Genomic DNA, 26,574 nt, shown 5'->3' with positions numbered 1-26,574 from the left:
GCTCGGGTCTTGGTGGCGCAACAGCTGGTGCCCGAACTGATGACCGGCTGGACCGATCCAGGTCAGGTCACCCGTGCGTTCATCACCGTCATCAAGCGGATGTCCGGCATCGGCCCTCGCCCCACGGGCCGCCTCGACGGGGGCACCGGCGTAGTGACCATGGAGCTGTCGGGGCCGCCCGGCTCCCGGCAACTCGATGTCACCGCCGACACCGACCGCGGCAACCTGGCGTTGTATTTCGATGAGGGAGACGATGATTCGGGAGGAGGCGGGGGTAATCGAGGGCCGTTCCCCGGCCCCGATATCGGTGGCCCTGCGTCGGCGGATTCCGGCATTGCACCGATCCGTTCGCTGCCGCACGGTGATGTCGATCATGTGAATGACTGTGTGCCGGTGGCGTTCGAGGCGTTGGATGAGCTGCACGGTCCTGGGTTGGTGAATTGGTCCGAGTTGGGTTCGGTGGGGCTGGGGGGTGTCTCCGGTGGTCGGATCGCTGCCGCGTTGGGGCATAGGCCGGCTGGGTTTGCCGGTCGGGCCGCAGTTGTTGATGAGCTGGCCGGTCGTGGTGAGAAGGCCGCGGCCGTGCTGTTCGAGGTGTACGACGACACCGGTATGGGGCACGCGGTGTTTTTGGTGCACAAGGGTGATGGTCGGGTTGTCGTGGTCCGCGCGGGTGGGGTGGAGACAGACTTCGAGGAGTGGGTCGAGGAGCAGCGGATCGAAGGCCGTCCGGAACCGATCGGGGTGTGGGCGGCGATCGTCGACGAGGACGGTCAGGTTGTCGAGGGGCGGGGCGAGCAGAAGTTGCCGCTGTTGCCGTCGGATAGGGACTTCGGGCGCAATCCTGATGATGCGCGCCCGTCGTCGGCCTCCCCCGGAGATTCCGATGCCGAACGCGACGGGGTCGGCAAAGAGTTCCACCATCGAGAAGACGGTCTGGAGTGGAACGCCGGTGCGAACGCCGCACCGGACATAGCCGGTGGCGGCGCGCCGTCGCCGCGATCCGGCGAGGTACTGCGTCGGCTGCGTGACTCCCTGGTCCCGCCCGCCCCACCCGAGGAGAATTGGCGTCGTGCTCCGTTGACGCTCGATTTCGACGGGCAGACCGAGTTCCGGCTGCGCCTGCGCGGTTCGCGCGGAGACCGGACGTATCGCGCCACCGCGAATATTGTCGGCCGGGACGTCACATTGGCTTTCGCGCACGGGTATTGCCACCGGTTCTCCTCCGCGCTGCACAACATGACCGGTTGGCCCATCGTGGTCCTCGGCGGGCCGTTGTCCGACGGCAGTTGGGTTCCCAAGCACAGTGCTGTGGCGATCCCGGACAGTGACGAGCTGCTCGATATCACGGGGCGCAACAGTCTGACTGTGCTCAAAGAGCGTTACGGCGCAGAGGATTTCCGCGTGGTGTCCGACGCGCAGTCGATGCTCGACGAGGTGATTACCGACGGCGCACGCCTGCGAGGCAATCGGTTCTGGTGGGCCGCTGAAGAACCCGTTCAGGTTGTCGAAGCCATCAGTCATTTCGCGCGGTTCGTGTTGCGGGACAACGGGTACGGCGATCTGGCCGATGCGGTGACGCCAAACCTGCCAGCGGTCGAGCCGAGCCGGCTGGACCAGGCCCGGGCCCGGCTGGTCGAGAACCTGGAGTCCGCTTTCCGCCATGTGTATTCGCAGTATCAGAGCACGGACGAATTCGCCCGCGAGTATCGCGACGCCTACCTCGCGAAGCGTCCGCGCGACGAGAAGCGGTTGGGAACCGGCCCGGATGCGCTCGACCAGATACGTGAGTTGCAGGCCCGCCACGACCGGGGGCGCGCTCGATCGCGGCGGATGGTAATCGGACGGGTTCTCGACTTCCTGGAGGGCCAGGCCTTCCGTAGCCAACCTGCCGACTTCTTGGCTCCGATGGCTGAGGCCATCGGGAGGCGCGAGAACTGGCTCCGGAAGTTGACGCGGTTCGAGACCCACATCCGCGACCGTGGCCTGCTCGCGACCGAGCGGCTGCCGGATGGTGAACTGGACGCCGCGCTATTGGCGGCCACCCGGTTCATCGACAACGACCACGCTGTCGCCGCGCCCCCGCGCGTCGAGCGCGACGGCCAGGATGCCGAGATGGTGGTCCATCTCGAAGGTATGGCGTCGAAGAATTGTTTCGTCGATGCCGGGGCGGCGGTGTGGCAAGCGGTGGGTAAGGAGCCGCCTGCCGAGTTGGCCGGGTTCGATGCGGGGCTTGCCGGGACGGACCCGCGAGACGGCGCGATGAAAATGCGGGCGGGCTGGCATGAGGAACCGCTGACTTTGGACGCGGTCCATGCGCATGTTCGTGATCACGGTGGGGCTGTGCTGATGGGGGTGACGTTTTCGGGGTTGACCGAGGTCACTGGTTTCGGGCATGCGGTGGCGGTGAAGCGGAACGAATACGGCAGCGTCGTGGTGGTGGAGGACGGCCATGAGGTCTGGTTCCAGGAGTGGGTGCGGCGTCGTGGGGCGATCGATCAGGTGTTCGCGATCTTCGTGGACGAAGATGGGGTGGCTGAACATCCGCTGGCTCCCGGGCAGGTGCCGTCGTTCGTGCCGCGGGCGCTGGAGGGCGTGCGCCTCGGTGCCCGGCCGGAGGATATGGGTCCTGCGGGGATTAACGAGGGCATCCTATGGTTGTCCCAGCCTCGAAAAGTCCCTGCCGAGCTACTGATACACGATTCCGACCGGGGCCGGTCCGCGGATTGGCTGTTCACCGGTCCGGGCACGGTGGCAGGCAATGCTTTTCGGGTGGAAGTCGCATCGCTGCGAGGGATCGGCGCAGCGGGTGAGAAGGGGCTCGCGGTCGAATTGACCCTGCACTCGGCGGAGGGTGCGTCCGGTCGGGTGATCCTGGAAATAGTCTCGGACGAAACGGGCGAGTGGGACTGGGATCGCGGTTATCCGACGCTGCTTCGATATCGGGAAGTCGATTTCGGTCCACATCCCGAGAGCGTTGCGCCGGTGGTGCGGATGCTGCACGAGCGGATCACTCAGCGGATGCTGAACGACAGGAATCGCTGGGCGCCCGGCAATGAGCAAGTCCCGACCGAGAACGTTGCCGCGCCTGCCGGACAACCCTGGAGCTTCGCGAACGCGTCCGAGTTGGCGGTGGAATTGTCTGTCGGGGAACTGAACCCGATGGTGACCTTTGGTGGTGAACTCGGCGCCGAGTTGGACTGGAACCCGAGGCAGTCGGTAGCCGAGCCCGATCTGTCGAGCGTTCAGCCTTGGCTGGAAGAACAGCTGGTGGGTTGGGTCGGATGGTCGGTCGGCCAGATCGGCGACCGGGTGCGTGAGCTGGCCCACGGCGTGATTTACCAGACCAGATCGGAAGACCCGGAGCACTACGGTGACCTCACCCTGGTGCTGCGCGCGGTCGCCGGCAGATTGCGGATCGAGCTGCACAACAACAGCCGAGTGTTGCAGCCGGTGCCCAATATCGGGACGAGCCGTAGCTGGGCCGGGGTGGAGCGCACCGCGGACGGTGCGGGCACGGTCACCTGGGGAGAACTCGAGTCCACCGTTCCCGATCTCGTCGCGCCCGTGCAGGACATCGTCCATCGGGCCGGGGCGTCGTCGCTGGCGGCGGCATTGTCCTCCCAGGGCGAGCCGGACGAGATCGTCACGGTATCCCGGCGGCGGGGCGGCATCGTGGCCGAAATTCTCAGCCGGGCAGGCGAGTTGGGTGTAGCACCGGCTGAGTTGCTCTCTTGGTTCCCGGAACTGGGTGAGGTGATGTGTGCGCTGCCCGCGGCGGCCGTGGACACTTGGGCGCGAGCGGACTTGCAGGAACAGATCGAGCAGCAGCGCAGGAACAGCAGGTTCGACGAGTCGCGGCAGTCGCGGCTGCACCAGTTGGAACGGGCCGCCGAGACGCTCGAGACGGTGGGCCACCAGATCGCGGAACTCGGCCTGCGGACCCAGTTGTTGTCGGCCCGGTACCTTCCGGATCACGGTCCCGACGGCGTCATGGTGCCGGACGGGGGACGGACGCAACTGTTGGTGGCCATCGGGGACACCGAGGCAGACAGCGATGCCGCCGACATCGTGGCAACGGCGGACACGGTGATCTGGTATCTGCCTGGGCCGGTGCCGGGCATCCTCGGCTTGGAAGACCTGATGTCCCAGGTCGCCTACCACCTCGAGCAGCAGAAGCAGCAGGAGCCGTCCAAACGGGTGGTATTGGTGATGCTGCTCGACAACGACATGAGCGACCAGCTTGCCTCGGCACGACCCGACAGCGAGACGCAGCGAATCCGGACGGCGGTGGATGCCCGGAACCTGGTGGATCGGGTGGCATCGATGAACGCGGCCAGGGAGGCGCTCACCGGTAGTCGGGCACGGATGCTGCTCGTCGGTCACGATGCCGGGGTGGACATCGTGCTCGAGGCGTGCGAAACGCCCGAGATGCGAACCCAGTTCGACGGTGATCCGCAGCTCGAGGATCCGTTGCTGTATCCGTTCGAGGCGCAGTTGGCGCAGTTGGCGCAGTTGGCGCAGTTGGCGCAGCTCGAGCGTGCGGTGCCGGCGCAGCCGGGCGAGTTGCGGGAGCAACGGCGACAGGAGTTGTGGCAGCTGCGGGTGCTGCTGCGCTGGCTTTCCAGCGAGGTGGGGAATTCCCTGGAGCCGCGTGCGCTGTCGCTGGGGTGGGGCGGCAGCGCGGAGGTTGTGCTCGGTGACCTCGATACCGCGCGGCGGATAGAGGTCCATGCGACCGTCGGGCGCACGAACCCGATCTCGCTGCGGGAGAGTCTGATACGCGGCCACGACCGGCACAACGCGTCGGTTGCCGAGCTGCGGTCGCCCGACGACGATGCGGCGGTGGCGACACTGGTGTGGCGGGGGCCGGATCTTGCGGCGTTTGTCGAGCGCGTCACCGGGTTGCTGGAGCCGCGGTATCGGTCCGCGCGGCGGCCGCAGGTCGTGATCAACACACATGAGGCGAACGACCCGCGGGAACAAGAGCCCGATCTCGGAAAGTTGTTGGTGACGCTGGCTTTCCAGCAAGTTGAGCGCCGTGCCCAAGCGAAGGCTGTGTTGCGGGAACTGGCCGACGACGCGAACACCAGCCTGGATGAGCTTTTGGCGCCGGGCTCGCTGGTGCGTGCGGACTGGGAACAGCGATTCCGCGAGCTGATGCCGGCGGTCGCCGCGCGTCACGGAATGTCGGTAGACGTATTCGCCGACCCGATGATCGCTCGGCGCGTGTGGCAGGATTTGGACCAGTCGATCCGTTCCCGGCCGACCGATGACATCCATGATGATGTCGTCTTCCTGAACTTGTTCGAGGCGACGCTGGCCTTCGCCACCATCCAGCGAGCCGACGCCCGCCTCACGCAACTCGTCGGCGTGGAACTGGTGCTGCGTGACGCCGCGACGCGTAGGCATGAGCGGATCGACACCCGGGATGCCTTCGTGCACTTCGCTTCGGCGGCAGCCACCCTCGATCAGCTCGCCGGCCAGCTGTTCGCGGCGGATCTCGCGGTCGCCCTGGCTCCCACGGACGAAGCGAAACTCGTCACGCGCCACCAGTTGAACAACCTGTTCGACAATCTGCTCGCCGATCTCACGCGGACCGCGAAGGCCGGGTCGGCGGCATCCCGGCCGCGGCTCGGCGACATGCTGGTGGGGTTGCGGGCGCAACTGCGTGCGGATCCGATCGCGGCACAGCGGGCCGCGCAGCTCGATGCGCTGGAACACAATCTGCGCAGCAGCCATCGGCAGCGATTGGCGGCCAAGCGGCGTTATTTCACGATCCGTACCGAGTGCATCGCGGATTTCCCCGCCGAAGTGGAGTATCTGGGCACCGTCACCGATCCGATCGACCCGGCGCGGTTGGTCGCGCGCATCGGTGAGGTCGTCGGCGAAGGTGAAAACTGGCGGTCGCGGGTGGCACAGCTGGACCGGTTGCGCACGGCCGCTGAACAATACGTCGCTTGGGAGGATCGGTTCGCCCGGTTGCGTGCCGCCGCGGACCAGCTCGAGGCGGTGGCGTTCGAGCGGCTGGTGATGGACACCGCCGATGTCGAACTCCGGTACAACCAGCGGTTGGATCAGGCTTTTGCTCAGCTGACGGAGCTGTTGGCCGAGCCGGAACCCGATATGGGTGCCCGCCCAATGCCCGGTCCGGTTCGACAGGCCGAGCGTGGTGGGTCGACGCGGGCGGTTCCGAGCGTAGGTGATGGTGCGGCCGAGCCGAGCCGAGCGCAGCTGTCGCATCGGTCCGACGACATCCCGAAGATTTGCGCGCTCGAGATCCTGCACTTCGCGCGGCTGCTCGGTGTCGAGTTGGCCGGGAATATCCCGTCGCTGTTCGACGAGCAGATCCGGTTGGCAGGTCTGAGCCCGGTCGAATTCGCGAAGCTGTTGGGGGCCGATTGGGCAGAAGAGCCCTTCGAATCCCTGGAGCAGATGCGTGCGTTGGCTGCCGAGGGCAAGTTCGTCATGGGTGCTGTCGCGCACGAACCGTTCGGCGCGCACGCGTTCATGCTGTACCGGCGTGACGATGGCCGGGTGTGGGTGCACGAACGCAAGGGCCACCAGGTTATCGATGTGCCGTTCGTTGAATGGCGGCAGCCGAAGGGCGCGCTGCACGGCATCGTGTTCGATGCGCATCGCAAGCCATTGCGACCGTTGACTCCTGGGCAGGAACCGACCGGCAGCTACCCACTCGCGAACCTCGCGGGCGCAGCGAAGGGCGTCGCACCGACGCCTGTTACTTCACTCGGACAGCTCCAGCCGGATCCGGCTGCGTCCGGTGCCGGATCAGGGCTCGGCGAGACTGCCGGGATCCTGGACGCATTGCGTGCGCACGCCACCCGTCGAGCGGTCGAGCTGTTCGGCGCCGAGCCGAAGCTCGGCTGGGTCAGCGCCGACGAGGCGTGGCGGATGGTCGAGTCGCTGGGCCGGATCGACCCGCGCCGGCTGCGGGATGGCATGCGGGTGCTGGATTTCGACATGCGCAGCAAGGTCATCGAACGGCGCATTTTCGACGGGCGATCGGTTGCCGAGACCGCCGCGGACCTGGGGATCACGACAGACCGGGTCGAAGATCTCCAGGCGAAGGTCGGGGCACAATTCGCCGAAAACCTTGCTGGTGTCTGGGTGTGGAGACCCCGTGGCGCGGCTGGCCCGCGAGTCATCGAAGCTTTGGCCGACGATCCCGATGATTTCCTGCACTGCCTGGCGCTCTTGTCCCCGGACACGGCGGAGGCGATCAAGCTTTTCCTGCTGGGCTGGTCGGATGCCGAGATTGCCGGCGAGCTGGGTGGCGAGGTCAGGACGGTCGCGAAACTGCGGCAGCGTGGGGTCGGCTTGGTGGCCGAACTGCTGGACACCGACCCCGCCGACCGGAAGCCGCAGCGAGCGATTCAACGCCGAACGGGCGCCGCTGCCACCGAGAGCGTGATCCCCTATCAGCGCCCGGCAGTCAAGGGACTTCCGAAGAAGCTGCGCGGCCTGATGAACTGCGCCCCGGCGGTGGCCACCGCAGGTAGGGATTTCATGCAGAGAGTGGCCGGCATTGTGCCGAATGCGCCTGCGCTCGTGGACAGTCCGGGGGTCAAAGCCAACGGTGTCCGGGAAGACGAGCTGGCGCGGGCACTGGGCGCCGATTGGCATGAGGGCGGTTTCGGCTCCGGTGTCGATGGTCTGCGTACGGCGCTGCGGATGGTGCGCGACGGGGAAGTCGGGTTTATCGCAGGCGCGATGGTATTCGGGGATGCGGGTGCGCACGCCTTCGCGATCGAGCGCACCGCCGACGGTGGGGTGGTGATCACCGAGAAGATCAACGGAAGGAAAAAGACCTGGTCCAGTGAGAGCGGTTACCGCACTTGGCTTTACGAGCGGGGCAGCTGGAATATCACTGCGGTGCACGGCATCGTCATCGGCATCGATGGTCGCCCCGAGGTGCGGTTCGACGAAGGACGCGACCGCAGCGAGGTGCTCGGCGACTCCGCCCCGGCGGTGCCGATCGGTGGCAGGCCGGACGATCGTGCCGAGTCCCGCGCGGGGCCGCCGTCGCCGCACCGATTGGGCACCGAGCTACGTCGGCTGCGTGAGTCGCTGGCTCCATCCGACGGTGCCGGGGAGAACTGGCGCCGTGCCCCGTTGACGCTCGATTTCGACGGACATACCGAGTTCCGGTTGTCCATATCCGATTTCCGTGGTGCGACGTACCGCTTCACCGCGAATGACATCGACCGAAACGTCGAAGTGGTGTTCGGACAGGCGCTCTGCCACCGGTTCTCCTCCGCGTTGCACAACATGACCGGCTGGGACATCGTGGTCATCGGCGAGCCGCAGCGCGACGGGACGTGGGGGCCAGTGCACAGCGCCGTCCATATCCCGGACAGCCAGGATCTGCTCGATATCACCGGCCGACACAGCCTGGCCGCACTCATGGAGCGCTATGGGGTAACCGAGTATCGCGTGGTCAAGGACGCGCGGTGGATGCCTGGGGACGTGGTGACGCGCATAGACCACCTGCGCGGCGATCGGTTCTGGTGGGCTGCCGAAGAACGCGTTCAGGTAATCGAGGTAATCAGCCACTTCGCGCGGTTTGTGCTGCGGGACAACGGGTACGGTGATCTCGCCGACGCGGTGGCAGCGGACTCCGACGTGTCCGCGATCGACCCGAAACGTCTGAGCTACGACAGGTTGGCGCGGCTGCATCGCAGGCGCGGGAAGGCCGTCGCGGAATTGGCCGCGCTGATATCCGATGACCCGGCGGCGTGGACGCCGAACCAGCTGGCCGCCCTCGGTGCCACGCTGCGGGAGCGAGGCGATCACACCGCGCTGGAGGTGTGGACGCGGTTGCGTGCAATCGACGCGAAAATCGCCGAGGGCCGTGACCATCAACGCAGCAATGCCAGGGTCCGGATACTGGAAGATCTGGAATACACCTTGCATCAGGTGTATTCGGCGTACCAGCGGGAGGAGCTGACCCTCCTCGAGCGTCGCCATGCCTACCTCGCGGAGCGGCCCCAGGACGAGGGACGGTTGGGCACCGGCCCCGACGCGCTCGACCAGATACGTCGGTTGAGTGCCCGAGGACGGTCCGGCGTGCTCAGACGGTTACGCGGTCGCCGCGAGAGCCATGAGGGTGATCGAATAACCCGGATTTTGGACACGATGGCGCAGGCCGCCGAGAACCGCGAACACTGGGCCCGACACTTCGAGCGGCTCGAAGGGTATGTCCGCGAACTCGACGCCCGCGTCGAGGAACTGCGCCCGGCCGACGAGACACACCGTCGCGGCGGCGAACTGGACACCGCGCTGCTGGAAGTCGCTCGGGCCGTTCAAGAGGATTCTCGCGTCGGACCACGTAATGACGACGGCTGGCGCGACCGGCCGGATGCTGAGATGGTCGTCCATCTGGACGGGACCGCGCCGAAGAATTGTTTCGTCGATGCCGGCGTGGCGGTCTGGCGAGCGGTGGGTGTGGCGCCGCCGGCCGAGCTGGCGGGGTTCGATGCCGGGCTCGCCGGGACGGATCCGCGAGACGGCGCGATGAAGATGCGCGCGGGCTGGCATGAGGAACCCTTGACGGTGCACGCGATACACGAGCACGTAGCCGAGCACGGTGGGGCCGTGCTCATGGGGGTGACCTTCCAGGGGTTGACCGAGGTCACCGGTTTCGGACATGCGGTGGCGGTGAAACGGAATGAATACGGCGATGTCGTGGTCGAGGAAGACGGCCGCGAGATCTCGTTCTATGACTGGGTAGGGCGTTGCTCGGTGATCGATCAGGTGTTCGCGATCTTCGTGAACGAGGCTGGGGTGGCCGAACATCCGTTGGAACCGGGGCAGGTGCCGTCGTTCGTGCCGCGGGCGCTGGAGGGCGTGCGCCTCGGTGCCCGGCCAGAAGACCTCGATGCCGACATGACTGCCGAGGTCCAGCGCCTGGAGGCCGAGCGCAACGAACTGATGCTCGATCTCGGCATGTACAACCCGCCGGGCCACGAGAACCCGGTTGTGCCGGTGCGGCAGGCGATCGCGACGCATGCCGCGCGGGTGGCCGCCGCCCGGCTGGCGCTGGCGACCGAAATCGGTGTCCCGCTCGACGATCTGGAGCAGGCCACCATGCGGCCCTTCGACCTGCGCGAGCGGGACAGCAGACCAGACCTGCGCCGCCAAGCGCAGCTGCTGACCCGGCTGACCGCGGTGCTGGATCGTCTCGAGGCGCTGTTGGAGCAGACCGGTGTGGACCAGCTGGAGTTGGTCGCGCCGCTGCCATCGAACCCCGCGCCGGCCGATGGTGAGCGGCAGATGCGCGATATCCCCATGGGTGCCCGCCCGCAGGATTCGTCCCCTGCGGTGCCCAGCGCGGAAACCGTTGGCGCGCCGGCTGATAAGCAACCGACGTATACGGCGATAGCGCGGGAAACCGGGCTCAGTCGCACCGTGGTTTCCCGTCTGCTGCGCGGGGTTTCCTTGACAGAGCTGAAAATACCCAAGGCATTCGAGGTGCTCGATGCGGCCGATCGGCTCGGCTATCGCATCCCGTCCGAGCATGCGTCGGCGGGCGGGCGAGTCGGGTTCAATTGGTTCCGGGCACGACTGCAAGAGCTCACCTGGACTGCGGCGCCGACTGCGACGGCGAAACAACAGCTGTCGTTGGCGCAGGGGATGGTGCTGGAGCGGGCGATGATCCAGCTCGATCAGCAGACACGGTCCTGGTTGCTGGCGCGATGTGGTTTGGCGCGTACGCCCGCCGAGGCCGCCGCGATGGTGGGGGTGTCCGATGACTCGGTCTCAGCTCGGGACCGGGATGCCGTCCATCAGTTGGCGGCGGCGATCAGTGGCATTCTCGACGCGGATATTCCGCGCGAGTCCGTCGACGCCATCGATCAGCCGCCGGCCGCCGAGAAGACGACCCCCGGCCCGGAGTTCGTCGCGTCGCAACCAGTGGCCGATGACGGCACCGGGCTGCCCGCAGAGCCGGCGGCGCGCGCGAAAGCACTGGTGGATTTGGTGTGGGCGGTGCGGGAGCGGCATCGGCGTACATGGAGCGGCTTCGTCCGTGGGTTGCCGGCACAGATGCGGGCGGTGATCCGGCTCCGGTTCGATGAAGATCTGTCGTTCGATGAGATCGCGGGGCGGCTCAGGATCAGTTCTGTGGCGGCCCGAAACCTGCAGAACCGCGCCATCCGGAAATTGGCGAAGAAGTTCGCCGACAGATTCGACGAGACCGAAATGTCGGTGTTGCGCGAACTGCGGCGGCCGTCGCAGCGGGATGTGGCGGAGCTGGCGGGGGTGGATCAGACAACGGTGTCCCGGTGGTTGCGTGGCGCCCGTCTGGACAGCAGATTCACCGAGCGGAAGGTGGAAGCCGCAGCACGGGTGCTTGGGTATTCGTCGAACCGCTCGATGCGTACTCGTATAGCCCATGAGCAGAACCTGCCGCCGGTTCCGGCCGATGGCGCTGGTGATGGTGCGGCGGTGCGGCCGGATGTTCATGCGCATCGCCGTGGGGAGGGGCCGAAGGATTGTGGTCCGTTGGTGCAGGGGTTCCTTTGGCGTGCTGCGGGCGACCCGGTGCGGGCCGAAGGCGGACGGGCCGCGGTGGACGGTGACGGGGGTGTACTCGGGGTGGGGGTTGGGTTCGATGCCGAATTGGGTATGGGCAAGGTCGAATTCGTGGGGGGCCTGGATATGGGGTGGCGAGAGACTGCGATCGGTGTGGGTGTGCAAGGGCTGGGGGCGGTGCTCGACCTGGTGCGGGATGTGGGGGGACATGCTGCGGTGGGTCTCGATTGGGGTGGCCCGTTGGGGCATGCGGTGGCGGTGGTGAAGGTGGATGTGGCGTTTGCCGCGCATTTGAATGGGGAGCATTCCCGTTGGTCGCAGGACGAGCGGATCCAGCCCGGTGAGGTTGTGGTCTTCGATCCTGCTGCTGGCGGGTTGATGCGTGGCACACAGATCGAGGAGTGGTTGCTGGAGGTGGGGCCGCTCGCGGTGGAAGTGCATGTGGCGGTGCGGAAAGCGGACGGGGCTGCGGAGGTGCCGTTCGATGCGGTCGAGCAGGCTGACCGTGGTCCTCGGGGTGAGCATGTGGGGTGGAATGGTGTGACCGTCGGTCGCGGGCTGGATGCTGCGGCGGCGCGGCGGCTGGTAGCGCAGGTGTCCGGGGTGCTGGATGGTCCCGTCGAGTTGACCGAGCATCCGCCGGTGCCGTCAACCGGTCCACCCCGCGTCGAGCGGGATGATGCCGCTAGTGAGCGCGGGGGTAAGCAGCATCGTTCCATTCGGGGTGCGCTGCCTGCCGTGCCGGCGTTCGGCCCGGTGCGGGTGGGGAGTCTCGATGATCTCGCTACCGCGGCGGCCGATCCGTTCGGTGGATTCGGTCGTCGTGCGTCGAAGATGGTTGTCGATGGCGCGGTTACGCATGCCGTCGGTGGGGATGACTTGGAAAGCGGTGCTTTCGGTGGTCGCGGGTCGGCGCGTCCCGGGCCACGCCCATCGTCGAAAGACCCAGCAATCGAGGCAACTCGGCCGCAGCCCGTCGCGATGCCGGACACCGCTCACATCCCGCCGAGTGAGCTCGGCATGCCGTCGGCCGATGAGCGGCCGGAGGAGCAACAGATTCCGGCAACGGAGTCGGAGGCTCCGGAAGCGACCGGCGCATCGGGTGGGCGCGCACCGCAGGGCTCGGGCGATGGTGTCACCAACTGGCGCCAGCTGCGGACCGAGAACGAGGTTGCCCTGGTGCGGGCGCTGTATCACCGGCCCGAGGTGCGTCGGGCCGCGGTCGCTGTGCTGGATCGGTTGCGTGCGGTGCTGGCCCAGCTGCACCCGTGGGCGACGCCGGAACAGATCGACTCCGCCTTCTACGCCTACAACATTCCGGGGGCGCCGGAGACGGTGCGCGATCCGGATAAATGGGGCGGCGCGGTGCCGCGGTGGGTGTCGCTGGAAGAACTGCGTCGGCACGGGAATTTGCGGGAGCTGATGTCCGCGATCCTCAACGCGCTGGTTCGCAACGCCGAGGTGCAGAGTGCGGCGGGCACCACGTTGAACGAGGGACTCGCCGCGGTTTTCAACGCGGATGATTGGGAGCTGGCAGCGGGCGCGGCGGGGTTGGACATCGATGCGCTGCGCCCGGTTCTGCGGAATATCCGGGACGCGAAACCGGACTCCGAGATCGTTGAGCTGGACTTGCGCGAGGTTTCGTACTTTGTGCGCGACACTCCGGCGGCGCAGGCCGCGGTCGAGGAATACCAGGGCAGGAATACGGCCAACCGCGACCGGATAACAGAGGCGCAGCGCCGCCGGGCATTCACCGTCGGAAACCTGTTGCACCTCGGCATGCCCTTATCGCCTCGGGAGTTGGCGGCGATTCCGCCGGAGCAGCTGCGGCTGTTGCGAAAGAAGGTGCTGGGTCCGGACTTCGTGCTACCGCGGGACGCGCGCGGCCGGGTCGATGCCGGACGCTTGGAGCGGCAGTTGCTGCGTATCCCGGGCGATCAGCACGGTCACGTCGAAGTGCTCTACACCTACGACTCCCAGGGCCGCCGGGTATACAAGTCCGGTAAGGCCGTCGTGGACCGCGTGCTCGTCTTCCACGACCAAGGGCCGATCGCTCCAGCAGCCGTCGCGAACACGGACTTCCGGCTCTTCGATATCGCATTGCCGTGGCGGCCGGGAACAGCGCTCGTCGAATTCGACAACCGCAGTGCCTGGTTCACGGAGATGGTGGCCCGGGGTATCCCGATCACCGCGGGAGTCGCGGGCAGCACTGCGCGTTTCATGGCCCCGACCGAATGGTTCATGACTCCGCAGGACTGGGCGAAGCAGGATGTCGAATGGGAGGATTTCCTGTTCGCGGTCATCGCTTTCGTGGCATCGCAACATCATTCGTTGTACGAAGTGTTGCGGGCGTTGCAGATCATCGGCATCGATCTGGTCGACGCCGACCCGAATTCACCGGAGTTCGTCCCCGTGTTGTACCGAGGCGTCGCCGACCGGGTCCGCGCACGATATGGCGCCGGGGCGCTCTCGAGCCGCCCGGACCATGCCGCCGAGGCAGCTCCCGCGCCGGCGAGCGGGGGTAGCCGGTCCCGTCCGGCGGATACGGCACAGGCGCCACGGCGCGTGCTCGATGCGCCGGATCTGTCGACGGTGCCGTCGTTCGGCGAACTCCTCGATGTCGCCGCGGCGGAGCGTGACAACGATGTATTGACCACGAAGCTCAGCGGACTGGCGGGACGATACGGTCCGGTCCAGGTCGATGGGGTAATTGCCGTATATGAAGATTGGGGCAATCGGCATATCCCGGACGCGGATATTCTCGGATTGGCGGCGTCCGGTGCTCGAATTCTGAACTCCGGGGTCCGGGTCACCACATCGGGCGTCGAAATCATTATGGCAGCGGACATCTCGAGCGAAGACAGCGCTGGGATGGGGCGACTGGAACGTGTGATCTATCGTGACGAACAGAATCTGATTGTCGTCCACAATATCGCGCTTTTCCTCCCGAAAGATCTACGCCGAAAAGGTGCGTCGGCGGCGCTCTCCGCGATCATGGATTCGTACGACGACCGCTCCGATGTCGACCGGATCTATATTCAGGCGACCGGTAAAGACGGCGGACTCGTATGGGCACTTGCCGGATACGACTGGGACCCCGAGCCGGTACTGCTGGCCAGGTCGGTCGCCGACATCTGTGCGCGGATCAGGAAGATCCGTGTCCGCGCCGCGCCCACCGATCAGCGGCGGCTGGACGACATCCTGCGGCGCTTCGAGGGGCCTATCCGCGATTACCCGTCTCCTCGGCAGCTCGCGATGACGACCGGTGACAATCCGAAGCTCGGTGAGATCATCATGCGCGGGTCGACCTGGTTCGGAGTGCGTATCCGGTCCTCAGGTGCTAACACGTCGGATGTTCTCCCGGCAAATGATCTTGCCGAATATTCGACCGGCGAAGCGCAATGGTCGGCACTGATCGAGGCACATATCGCCGCGGCCGGCTGGGTGACACAGGCGCCCACCCTGCGCACCCATGTGACCGATGCGGGAACAGTGATTCCATCGCGAAATTGGGTGGATGCAACGGCCACGGCCCCCGAACCACCATATTTTTACCGGAGCCCGGCCGGGTTCCGAGAGCTGTACAAGATGTATCTCCGCGCCGGTGTCCGATTGGATCGCTTCGAGGCCATCGAGCCGATCAATCCGCACTTCAACTGCCACGGCTACACATTCGCGCGCAATGGTGAAGCGGGCTGGATACCCGGGAGCGTGGTCGATACGATCCTGGCGGAAAACGGCTTCCGACAGGTGGCCGAGGACTCGGTAGCGCCTGGGGACGTTGTTGTATACCGAGGGAAAGGGGCACCAGCACATTCGGGGCAGAAACGTGTACCGACTCATTCAGGAGTCGTCGCATACATTTCTCCGGACGGTATCTTTGCGGACTCCAAGCACGGCGCACTCGACGTCACCAGGAATGAGGTCCATGTACCGGTCGGGAAATACGGTTCGATAATCGAGTTCTATCGCACCGATCGTCCGGGCGGGAGATTCTTGATGCCGACCGACGACGCGGAACTCGAGTCGCCGCAATGGCCTCCGGACGACGGAACCGAAACCGCAACCCACCTCGGAGAGCCGGATCCACCGCCACCGGTCGATGATCCACAGTCGCATAGATCGCCGAGGGGGACCGATACCATGGCGCGGGAGTCGAACCCCCCAGCGGGGGGCGCTGTTTCGGCTACCGTGACGCCGTCGGGTTCGGGATTGCCCTCGAACGCTTGGGCTTTCGCGGGCGGTGCTGCTGCCGCGCAAGGTGATCCGGCCGGTCTGGTCGGCGTATTCGCCGAGATCGGTGGCAGTCCACGGGATTTGCCGCTGGCTCCGATCGCGAGCCCGTTCGGCCGTGGGCGACGTGACCCGGCGGTGTGGTTCGCCGCCGACCCCGACCTGCCGCCGGAACCGCGCGACCCTGCCGATGCCGAGCCGTCGCCGCATGGCGACGGGGCGATGGCGTTTGCACGACCGGATGATGTGCGGTCGCAGGACAACGGGAACGCGCACGACAGGGACGATCCGGCCGAGCCGGAAATCAGCTCCGTGCAACAGGATCCGCGTTCGACGGCTTCGCTGCGCGACCGGTTGGCCGAGTCGGCGGGGCGGGATCTGGATATCACCCTGCGTTTCAGTCCGAACCAGAACAGGTTCGTGGGACCCGCTGTCGCCGAGTTGACCGCGGAACTGCGCAGGCAGGGATGGCTGGATTCGACCAAGCTCGATGCGGCGGCCGAGCTGATGCGCACGGCCACCTCCGATGTGCTGGATTACTTCGCCAGGATCACCGATTCGGTGGCGAGACGGGACACCGACGTTCGAGCGGCCGTCCTGCGAAAGCCGATGGCAGTGCTCGAGGTTCGGGCATCCACTACGGCGAACGGTGTACGCAAGCTGCATGTGTCCGTTGAATGCGCGCAGAACGGTCCCGAACGCGGCTACCGGCGGAAAACGACGTGGCATGTCCCGCTGCACAGCCGCGGCGAGGTGGGGGCGCACGTCGCGGCGCTGCTGAACGTAGCCGACCGGTCGGATATCGAGCAGTGGGGTGAAGTTTGGGCGGATTTCTACGGGGCGGCGGCCGAGATTTCCGATGCGCAGCAGCCGGTGGACGCCCATGCGATCAAGGCTCGAATCGTCCAAAAATTATACGACGACCATCACATCCGGCTGGTGGGCTGGGACGTCGACGACGTCGCACCGAAGGCTGTGGCGTCCATCGACCGAGCTCTGCGCGACCGGATCGCCGAATTCGGGGGCCGCTTCAACCTCCGCACCGTCGAAATCGCGGATCTCGGTGACAAAGCCAGTTCGCCCAAAACCGTGGCATATCAAGAAAGCCGGGGCACCCGAGGCACGGGGGTCAGGGACCACTCCGCATGGATCAGGCTCGACAAGGCGAGGATCATCGATCTGCAACAAGCCGAGAAGATGCTGGCGATCAATGTCGCGAAAGGATACTGGGCACGGGGCGCCGGCGGTGCGATCTATCACCTCACCTATCACGAATTCGTCCATGTGGTGGATGACGATGGCGACTGGGCACTGAGTCGGAAGCTCTCCGCGGCCCTGAAAGACGCCTACAAATACTATCGGCGGCAGGGTTTGATTCCGCCAGGTCTCCCCTACCGGGCATGGCGGCGGCGGCTTCCGGGGCGCGCTTTCAGCAGAATGGGTTACCGCGAACTCGGCCGTATTCGCCGGTTCGATCCCGTGGAAGCCCTCGCCGAGGGAACGATCGCGGGCGGTGCCGATCCGGCATTGCCGCTGACCGATCCGGCGCGGGTGGTGCACGCCTCGGCGACAGGCGTGATGTCCCCGGAGCGGATATTCGCCAGTCGCGCGAAGGCCGGGGCGCCGGGACCGTGGCGCACGGATCTTCTGGGCCGGATGTGGGAGCGGGCGATCGACTTCTCCGAGGCGATTGTGCAGGGAGCCGATGGCACGAGAGCCACAGCCGTCGCCGGGTACGCGCGGCCGAATGCGGCAGGGCGCGCTCAGGGCGGCGCGTCGAAGAACTGCCTGCCCGCCGCGGCGCGGGAAATGTGGGCGGCAGTGGGCGTCGCGGTTCCGGAGTGGCTGACGGACTTCGACGCGGGCTTGCAGGGAGTATGGGGTCCGGACGCGCCGGGTGTCGTCGGAAAGGCCTGGCATCCTGGCGGTTTCGGATCGCTGGCGCAGGCGGGGGATCTCGTCTCGGCGGAGCAGGAACAGGGGCGCAAGGCCGCGGTGGTGGCAGTGTTGGTGTTCGGCGACGGCACGGCGCACGCGGTCGGATTGAAGGCGGGGCGGGACGGGCTGGTGGTGGTCGAAGACGGGCGGGAGTTTGTCTTCGACCAGTGGATGCGGGACGCGGCGGTCATCGTCGATGCCGCGGTGGAAGTGCGAGGTTTTGTGTTGCGGGAAGGCGATGTCCCGCAACGAGAGGTGTCCGCGGCGGGGGGAGAGGACTTCTTCATCGGCGCCAGGCCGGTTGATGGTGACCGCATGTCCGGGCCACCGGATCCGGCGGATCTGGCGGCGGTTCTGCCTGCGGATCCGCCGGTCACCGAGCGAGAGCGTAGGCTCGCCCGAGCCGCGTTGGACGAGTGGGGGCCTGGAGCCGACCCGAAAACCCTACTGCACAATAACTATTCGGGCCTGCTGCTGCCGGTGCTGCTTGCCGAGGACCATGCGATGGCGGTGGCACGGTGGTGGCATGGGTTGGCGGCGAACGATTCCTCGACGCTGTCGAACGTACAGCGGGCGCTGATCCGGGTATATCCGCAGCAGATCGGCAATGCCGACGGTATTCCGGTGGCGGTGCGGCACCGGGCGAACTGCGTGTTCATCGGGCGGATGCTGGAACACTGGCATCGGCGTGGAAACGGTGTCGTCGATCGTCCGGTGCGGAATCTGTGGAATACGGTGCGGCAGTTGGCCGCCGCGCAGCGGCGCGCGGCCGCCATGCCGGGATCGCCACCGGTATATCTGCTGGCCTTCGACTTCGGCGCCCTCGGACAGGATGAACGCCTGGTATTGCTCTACGGCTGCATCGATGACAAGGACGCTCGCAAGAACGCGGCGGACATTTCGGTGCACGTGCCGGGGGTCGGCTCCACATTGGGCGCGCTGCTGGAATACAACGTGACCAATGTCGGCAACCACTACGAGGCGATGGTCGCGCTGAACCCGAGCCGACCGGTGGCATCGATGTTGTGGAACGGATACCGGACGCCCCACGGACCGCGCGTGCTCGCCGAGATGGCAGGCACCGGTTTGGCGCAATCCGGTGGCCAGTTACTGGCACGCGAGATCGCCGCACTCACCGCGTCACGCACGGTTGTCGCGTCGGAGTCCGATCAACCGCCCAATATCCATCTCTTCGGTTTCAGTTATGGCGCTCCCACAACGGGTTTCGCACTCGAGGACGGGCAGCTGGCAGATCGGCTTGCCACCGTAACGTTTCTCGCCGCCCCGGGCGCCGGCCCATTGCGGCATGCCGATGAGATCGGGATCGGCGCGGACAATGTGTTCACGCTCAGCTCACCCGACGACCAGGTCACCTGGTTCGGCGCGAACACGCCGGGAATGCGTGGCAGGGCGCTCAACCTCGGTTTGGGGGCGGATCCGGCCACCGCCCTATTCGGCGCGCGACGGGCCGGGGCCGCATTCCCGGCGGACCGCCGGTTGGCGAAGGGCCTCTGGCAGCACCTGGGGTACTACTGGTTCACCAGAGGTCAACCGGTGGAAGCCCTGGCGAATACCGCGCTCATCGGCGTTGGCCGGGGCGCCGAGGTATCGCTGGCCGAACATCGCCCCGGCATCGCCACACCGAATCTGCGGCAGCGCAGGCTCATATCCGCGACCGGCGACCCCGAACGTGGACGTCACACTCCGATCGATGACGGCACCCGCCGCTACGCGCCCGATACCCGTCCGTTGCCGAGGCCGGTCGCCAAGCCGGAGCTACCGCGGATCCCGGTGCGAGAAGGGACTGGAGGACCGGCGATTTCGGCACATCGCGGCGGTGGCGAAGAGGTCACCCCCGCAACGATGGACGCCTACCGTGACGCCCTACACAGCGGTGCGGAGTTCGTGGAGTTCGATATTCGGCGCACCGCGGACGGGGAGCTCGTCGTCTACCACGATGCTCGGGTCGATCACACCGGCCCGAAACTATCCACGCTGACCTACGCGGAATTGACGGAGCGGGCCGGCTACGAGGTACCGCTCGTCGACGAGGTGATGTCCCTCATTTCCGGAAAAGCGGTCGGACACCTGGATCTGAAAGAGGCCGGCTACGAGCACGAGGTGATCGAGTTGGCGGTGCGGCGGCTCGGCGCGGACGGGTTCATCGCTACCAGCCTGCGGGACTCCTCGATCGCGGCGATCTCGCGTGACTTCCCCGAGGTACGTACGGCGCTGTCGCTGGTGGGCGATGTGTTCCCGCTGCGCCGCATCCGAGCCTGCGGGGCCACGGGTGTCGCAGTGCATCACCTGCCTGCCCGCGCCAGAGTGCTGCGCCTGTGCGCCGAGCACGGACTGCTCGCCATGGTGTGGACGGTCAACGATGACGCGATGATGTCGGATCTGCTTCGCAATACCTGGGTGGACGTGTTGATCACCGACCGTCCCCGCGCCGCCGTCGCGGTACGCGAATCCGACCGACCGGCGCAGCCGATTGCCGGATCTACGGGCGGCCGATCGCCGGCATCCGATGCGACGCCGACGGCAGCGCCGGACCAGGCCGAGCTGCACCGAGCCGATCTCAGCGGACCGGCCGCGCCGGATCCCGGAGCCGCGTCCTCCTATGCGCCGCTGCTGGACGAAGATGCCGCAGGGGATCGGCCAGCCCGCAAGAGCCGCCGCGCCGGTACCCTCGATCCACTCGGCCTCCGCGACGGGGTCGGCAAAGAGTTCCACCATCGAGAAGACGGTCTGGAGTGGAACGCCGGTGCGAACGCAGCCCCGGCCACGAGCGATAACAGCGGTAAACCGTCATCGAACCCGCCAGACGGCACACCGAAGTCGGAGTTGACCCCGGAACAAGTGACCCTGGTCGTCAAAGAGATTGTCGCACAGGGAAACTGGGAGCAGGCCATCGATGTGCTGAAACAGCGGTTCGGCGACAAGGTGTATCGATGGATTTCGCGCCGCTACGGCGATTCACCGCTGGCACGCGAAGTCACCGAGGAAGCGTTCGCCCGCGCGGTGTATACCCTCCGGCAGATGCCTGACGACCTCGATATCGAGCGCTGGATCGTTGCCAAGGCCAGGGGGCGCATTCCGCAATACGACATGTTCGTCGAATTCCGGCGACGACTCGTCCTGGCGGTCGCTGCGTTTGGTGATTCTGATACCGCGGCCCGCCCGGTGCCGGAAACTCCGGGCCAACTCGTGGAGGTTCTCGAGACGGCGACTCTCGCACAGCTACAACATGCCATGGTATCGCCGCTCCTCAGCGACCCCCAACGCGAATTGCTCGACGCTCTCTGGCCGACGCCGCGGCACCCACGTATCGGGCCTGCTGGAATTGGAGTCGGCCAACCCGGCGGCATGAAAGTTGTGGTAGCTGCCCGCATACTCGCCCACCAGCTTCGGGTGGATATCGCACAGGTCGGACTCTCCGAGCCGGAAACAGACGCCCCTGCGACACCCGATCACGATCACAGCTCGCCCGGCGATGGGACCGGCAATATCGAAGTCGGAGAGGATGACGCCGAGTTGGAGCCTGATGAAATCGGCGAAGACGACGCCGAGTTGGATCTTGGCCGAGAATACATGGAGGTATTCGGACGGCTGAGCACATCGACAGATGCGCAAATTGCAGATGAGTTGGGCGTAACTCGACAGTCTCTGTATCGACTGTACGTCGAGATCGCCAAGAGATTGAATATCGACTACGGTCGCGCGCTCGCCCGAGTCGCCGAGGATCGAGCGGAATCCGAAGGCGCACCGAGAACGACACATGCAGCGGAAAAACAACTCCGCCCGCTGCATTTTCCACCACGCCATGCCGAACTGCTCAGACTGTTGGGTGAGGGCAAGAAGCCCGAGCAGTGTGCTGCGGCAATGGGATTGTCTGCCAACACCATTCAAAAATACACGCAGCAAATCGGCAACCGCCTTGGCCTCAAGCTCCGAGACGTCATACTTCGGCGCATAATCGAAATGGGGATTATCGAAGCATCGACCAGTCAAATGGTCTGGCCGCGATTGTCCGATCGAGAAACGCAAATTATCGAAGCGCGATCACAAGGCATGACATACGCCGAAGCGGGCGAACAACTCGGTATTTCCACAGAGGCGGCGTATGCGATCAGAAAGGATGTCCTGCACAAACTTTCCGCAGACAACTGGACGGAGGTGTTCGATTTCGCGGTCTCCGAGGGGATAATTCAAGAACCGTGGGAACCGAAACTCCAGAGAATTGTGCTCCAACTTCTCGCGGCAGGTCATACCATCGCGAATGCCGCAACAGCTCTGAACCATTCACCCGCGTGGCTGATCAGCCGCGCTGCCGCCCTCGCCACAGAGCTGGATGTTGCTGTCCGTAGCACCGCTGAACGGTGGACTGTCAACCACAACACTGCCTTGGTGGCGACCGGAATCCGGCGCGGGCTCATCGACGCGCCTGCGCAGTTCCCGATCGTCCCGACACAACAGGAACGGGCCATCCTCGCTGCGAAGGCGGAAGGCAAAACGGCTGAGCAGTGTGCAGACGATGTACACCTGTCACGCAGCGCCGTGCATCAGGTACTTGCCGAGCTGAGGGAAGTCACCCATTCGGAGACCACAACCGAACTGGTGGCGAAGACGATCCACCAGCTGGTTTCCACCTCTACCGAATCCGATGGGCGACAGCATGCCGAATTGATGCGCATCCTCACCATGATCGCCTGTGGTCACGGCCGAAAAGAGATAGCGGCAGAATTCGACCGGTCACTGGGGTGGGTGAATATTCGGTACACCGCGCTGGCAGAGGCGTTCGGCGTCGTCGACAATCAGGCAGCGCTGGTCGCTGCGGCCATTCGCGGGGAGATCCTCGCACCCCTGCCCCCGGCGCATGAGCACTCTGTCGACAATGCTCAGGACCGCCGGATTATCCTCCTCAAGGCCGAAGGCAGGTCCGACCAGGCAATCGCGACGGAACTGCAGCTCCCGTTCAAAGCTGTACGGACGACGATGGCCCGTCTGAAGAAGCTGACCGGCAGCGGCACCACCGGACAGCTGATCGCGAAAACCATTCACTTGGTTGATGCCGCCGAGGCCCGCACTGCACATGCCATCGGAGAATCGGAGTCGCCCTCGGCGAGCGGTGGCGCCCCAACGGGCAAGATCCAGCAGACTCTGGACGCTGCGGTACGCACAATGCAGCGCGGAGTTGCCCGCCCGGCCACAGCGGCGCCGGAAAGCCACGTCGACCAGACGCCGACCACACGCGAGCTGACCGCACTCCGCCAGGTCGCGGCGGGGTTGTCCCTCAACGCGATTGCCCCGAATCTAGGCGTAACCGCACCGAGGGTGCGCGCCTATCTCGATGCTCTCGCCGCCAAGCTGGGCACTGATCGACGCACACTGATCCGGGTCGCCGAGTCCGTGCATGCGGCCGCGGAGGGCATTGTCGAACCGATCGGCCCGACAGGCGATTTCGCATCACTTACCCGCCGCGAGAAGCAAGTTTTGCGGTTGCTTCCGCGCAGGCTTTCGGATGCGGACGCGGCGCGGGAACTGAGGGTTTCCCCCAGGGCGTTCCAGCAGGCGCGGAACAAGCTTCGCAGGAATCTCGGTACCTCGGATATCGACGCGATCATCGACTGGGCCGTGCAGGGCGGCTACGCCGAGGCCCCCGCCGACACAGCGGCCCGGCCCGCGCCTGCCGAAGCCATCGACCCGGCCTTGTGGACAAGCGTCGAGCACTTACTGGCAGTGGGCGAATCGGGTGGCACCGTTCCGGCCCCAGAGCCTCCGCAGGCCCTGCTGCAGGCTCGGGGTGTGCCTGCGGCAGCGGAACCCGAGGCGACGGCAGAGTGGACCGATCGGGCTGCTGTGACGACGGATGGTCTCGAGGACTATCAGTGCGGTCCGAAGGTTGTCGAGGATGTGGCCGAGTTCTTCGGCCGTACCGATATCGAGTTGCTGGGCCGGGCCGGTTTGGGTGGAGTGCTGGTCAGCGATGTGGAGAATGCGCTCGGTGGCCGGGCACAGCACGTAGCGGGGTTGGCCGATGCGGTGGCGCGGCTGCAGGCGCCGGGGCGGGCGTTGGATGAGACGGGCGAAGGTGACGGGATCGCGGTGGTGGTGTTCGAGCCTTCGTTGTCGGGTCGGCGGGGGGATTTGGGTCATGCGCGGTGGTTGATTCGTCATGTCGATGGTGATCGTGTGTGGCTCGAGTTGCGGGATCCGGGTAAGGGGGAGTTTGTTTCGGATTTCGTTGTGCCGGAGGGTATGCCGGGTCGGTCCGGCACGTTGGCGCTGTTCCTCGATAAGGATGGCTATCCGGTCTCCGAGGGCGTCCCGGATTCGGACGGTGTGCGCTGGCGTGGGCCCGCCTACGATTTCGCCGTCGGAATGGCACCTGCGGACTCCTCCGGACAGGTGCACGCCACCATGTTCCGGCCGCAGGGTGCGGTGGACGACCCTCGCCCGCCCATGCCAAGGCTGGCAGCAGAAGCCACGCTCTCCGCGGCCTTGCGCACCGGCCAATTGCTGCAGGGCCACAACAATTTCAACTACGCGGTGCCGGAACGGGGCCTGTTCGTCCGCATGCGCAAACCGTCCGAAGGCGTGGATCCGCGAGTGTTCCGCGAACACGAGCTACTGCGGCTGTTCGCGAAGTACGGGGTGGAAAATGTGCCATTGCCTTATGCGGTGCTGACCGATATGTGCCTCGATCGGTGGGTGGCGACCGAGTCCACCCCGATCGTGATCACGAGTATGCTGCCCGGTCATCAAGCGTCCACCAGTGACTATTACGGCGAGCGTGAACAGGTCATGGGCGGCTACCGAAAGCTGTGGCAACAGCTGGATCAGATTCCGGAACCGGAACTGCGGGCCCTGCTATTGGAGGAGATGCCGGAAAACCGGGACACCGCAGGGTTTTTCCGGTGGATCATCGCCAAGCAGCGGCGGCTGTTCGAGACCCTCGTGAAAAATCCGAAGGCGGCGGCAATCATCGATCAGGCAGAGATTCCGAGGAATATGTTCGATCTCGTCGAGGCCTTGGTCGACGAGGCGGAACCCGAAGACTTCACTCTGCTGCACGGAGACGATATTCCGGACAACACACAGCTCGACCCATTCGGGATGGTGGATTGGGACCTGGCCCTGCTCGGCCCCCGATGCTGGGACAAGGCCATTCTCCATCAGCGGGGTGTTGCCGGCTATCTGTCCAGCGCTGATATGACCCCCAACGTCAAGATCGCCCTCGCCATCCTCCATGCGCAGCGGCTGGCGCACGACACCGTTCCCGCTGTGCTAGGGCGGCAGGTCGATGCCAGTCGCGACACCACGTATATGGCCAGCTATGCCGCCGTGCGGGAGATGGTGGGCAAATCCACCCGCGGCTGCGCCGATCTGGTCAGAAGAGCGATGGGGTACGACCATGGTTTGATCGTCGATACCGCGTCCGATCCCACGGTGAACACCGTGCCCGTCCGCGAGGACGGCCAAGTCTTCGACGAGGCGATCATCCGGGAGATCACGCAGGAGATTCAAGCCTTCGCCCAGACGGCGATGCCGGGCTGGCCACCGGTGAAACGCCGCGCGGCGAGTAATGCCGCCGCTATCGCGGTCGGCACGGCGCTGCGCAAGTCCACCGGCAAAGTGGTGCTCACGCTGGTCAGCACCAGTGAACCGTGGTGGAATCGAGTCATGCGGTTCACTGTCCTGCACCGCAACGCCGAGGCACTCGGCATCGTCCTGCCCGCCGGTGTGCGTGATTGGACGGGGGACTTCGAGGACACCCGTTTGAGTGACAACACCGAAGGGTGGGCACGGTCCTTCACGTTCGTGATGCATATGCGGTACTTCGGGACGGCGAGCTCGGATAAGACCTTGGATCCGTTTGCGATTCCCGTCGATAGGCTGAAAGGTGCCGGTACGCTGCCGGCCCCCCGGAGAATGGCGCGGTCGTACCGGACGCTGGGAGACAACGAATCCGCGGCCCTCGAGATGGACCGGGACGAGGCACTGTCGCTGATCGACCTGATCTCGCGCGCCAGCGTCATCTGGATCGAGGGCGCCCACCGCTGGAGTGTCGTTGTCGGCGACGGCTTCTGCGTGGTCGGGGACCGTCTCGATCAGGCGGCCCGACACCGCGGCGATGGTGAGGGGCATGAGCACGAGCTGCTTGCGGCCATGCATCGTCACGGGGTGCAGCGTGTGCCGCGCCCGCTGTTCGTCCTGGATCCGGCGGTGCCGGAGGAGGGCCCGGGGCCGCTGATCGTCGAAGAGCGCCTGCCCGGTCACCCGGTATCCACAATCGACCATGTGCACGTTCTGGATGAAGTCGTCGCTCCGGTGGAAACATTGCTGGAGCAGCTGCGAAAGGTGCCCCGAGCGGAGGTTGCCGACGGACACCTCGTCGCGGACGATTCCGCGCACCTGCTGCGGGAACTCGTCGACGAGGACATGCGCTTGCTCGCGGAACACCCGGAAAGGATTGCCGCCCACAATATTCCGGACCATCCGTTCGCGCCGATACTCGCGATGGCCGACACTTTGCAGCTCAATCGCCCCCAGCTGATTCCCGCCGCGCTCACCATCGACAACATCCTGTTCATGAACGGCCAAGTGTCCGGGTTCACGGGATGGCGCCGGGTGATGTGGGCCGACCCCGACTTCGCTTGGGCGACGCTGGGGTTGTCTCTCGGGAGCGAGCCTCGCGAGGGGAACGAGAAGGTCTACCACGCCTATCTCCGCATCAGCAGATTGATCCGGGCACTGGTCGGATCGGAATCGACAGAGATGACGGCGGAGCTCACTTCCGACCTGAACTACGCCCGCGGGCTGTGGGAGGCGCCGGCTTCGGAACCTTAG

General features: G+C 65.8%; 1 protein-coding gene (cut by a window edge). It reads left to right on the top strand.

Annotated features, from left to right (window positions below):
• Positions 1–26,574: the 3' end of a LacI family DNA-binding transcriptional regulator gene (locus tag ACQP2U_RS36125; protein ID WP_433711634.1), read on the top strand. The gene continues 74,070 nt to the left of window position 1, outside the view; the window shows 26,574 of its 100,644 coding nt (coding positions 74,071–100,644); its start codon lies beyond the left edge, outside the window; its stop codon occupies positions 26,572–26,574.

Origin of the sequence: Nocardia sp. CA-084685 (assembly GCF_050955785.1) — a bacterium.
Lineage (GTDB): Bacteria > Actinomycetota > Actinomycetes > Mycobacteriales > Mycobacteriaceae > Nocardia.
This window is presented reverse-complemented; position numbering and strand designations above follow the sequence as displayed.